At 41.4% G+C, this 1,324-nt stretch carries 1 protein-coding gene and 1 pseudogene; one reads left to right on the top strand and one right to left on the bottom strand.

Annotated features, from left to right (window positions below; all coding sequences use genetic code 11):
• The coding region (locus ACS8FD_RS14885) for a SulP family inorganic anion transporter (protein WP_439276426.1) at positions 1–187 on the bottom strand (187 nt) is incomplete at its 3' end.
• Between the two features lie 653 nt (positions 188–840).
• Here ACS8FD_RS14885 and murD point away from each other — a divergent pair.
• Positions 841–1,324: pseudogene (murD, locus tag ACS8FD_RS14880) on the top strand (UDP-N-acetylmuramoyl-L-alanine--D-glutamate ligase); the annotation flags it as partial.

Genomic DNA, 1,324 nt, shown 5'->3' with positions numbered 1-1,324 from the left:
CGACAAAGCTGATGACCACTGCAATACAAAATGAGGCGTACAAACCAACCTTTGGATCGACGCCTGCGATAATAGAAAAAGCAATGGCTTCAGGAATCAGAGCCAATGCAACGACGATACCTGACAGCACATCGCCGCGCACATTAGAAAACCACTCATCACGTAAGCTATCAAAAAAAGATGTCATAAGTAAACTGCATAGATTTGGAGGCAAAAAAAGTAATCATTCGCTAGTAGCCATATTATCTGTCAATAACAACTGTCTACGGATAATGTCGGCTGCTAAGAAAGCTACCGCGTCGCTCAACAGACTAAAACTGTCAAACGGTCTTGCACTTTCGCTATCTCAAAGATTATAAATATCCTACAACATCTGGCTACTGAGTTATTTGCAGTATTGCCAATAGCAAAATAAGATAAAAACCTAAGATAGTACACAAATGGCTATGATGATGTATCACAGCAGATAGATTGTCAGGTAAGATAGACAGAGTAGCTATGAACAAATAAATAGCTATAAACAAGCATCTGCCGTAACCTAATGACAGTATGATTCGCTACTAAGGGTTAATAACCATGTGATAAATACCGTAATATAGGTCATCACACGCTCAATCAGCGTACAAAACTAAATTATCAGTTAAGACCCTAGTAACTTAATATAAAAACATGCGCATAATAGCACAAAGTGATGAAAAAGCAGTACCGAAACATGCACGATACCGTTATCATGCTTACCATTATTATGATTAAAAAATATCATATCGCCTATCTAACCAATATAGTATCGTCAACACCCACATTTGATAGCCAAACCCTAGCCTCAAAAAAGGAAGATATATGATGCCCCTTGCTGCAACAGAAACGTTAATCCATAAAGGTAGTGGCCTACAAGTGGTGGTCGGGTTGGGTCAATCAGGGCTATCGGCAGCACGTTATTTGACTGAACAAGGCTATCAAGTAGCAATCACAGATGGCCAATCAGCACCCGCATTAGCAGAAAAGCTTCCCGCTGCAATCGAAATTCGCCAGTTTGGCGCTATTGATGCAGAGCTATTGCAACAAGCCGCACGTATTATTATTAGTCCTGGTATATCACTTGAAACTCAAGCAGTGGCAGCGGTGCGGCAAGCCAATATTCCGGTAGTAAGCGATATTCAGTTGTTTTGTGAGGCTTGTGATGTTCCTATCATTGCGATTACTGGTTCTAATGCCAAAAGCACCGTGACGACACTGGTTGGAGAGATGGCTGCAGATGCTGGTATCAATGTTGGCGTGGGGGGGAATATTGGTGTGCCAGCGTTAGACCTTTTAGCCAATAATG

Source organism: Psychrobacter sp. 1U2, assembly GCF_051847575.1.
The sequence above is the reverse complement of the archived record's forward strand: the minus strand, read 5'-3'. Positions and strand labels throughout refer to the sequence as shown.